General features: G+C 63.8%; 1 pseudogene. It reads left to right on the plus strand.

The annotated features are described in order from the left end of the window. A pseudogene (locus FV234_RS25990) lies at positions 1-254 on the plus strand (hypothetical protein); the annotation flags it as partial.

The following is a 254-nucleotide window of genomic DNA, read 5'->3' on the forward strand; positions in this document are numbered from 1 at the left end:
GGCCCTGCGCCGATCCCTCGACATCCGCAGGCAGGCGCGGACCGCACGAACCCGCTTCCGCCGCGATCCCGACGCCTACCTCACCGCCCTCGAACAACAGGCCCAACAGCCAATTCTGCCGTCCTAGAAAAAAAGCGATCGGCATCTTTGCGGAGATGCCCAAGTGACGTTCGCCTTCATCGAGCAGCATGCGAGCACCTGGCCGGTGCGTCTCATGTGCCGCGTGCTCGAAGTCTCTCACAGCGGCTACTACG

The organism is Methylobacterium sp. WL8 (assembly GCF_008040045.1).
Lineage (GTDB): Bacteria > Pseudomonadota > Alphaproteobacteria > Rhizobiales > Beijerinckiaceae > Methylobacterium > Methylobacterium cerastii.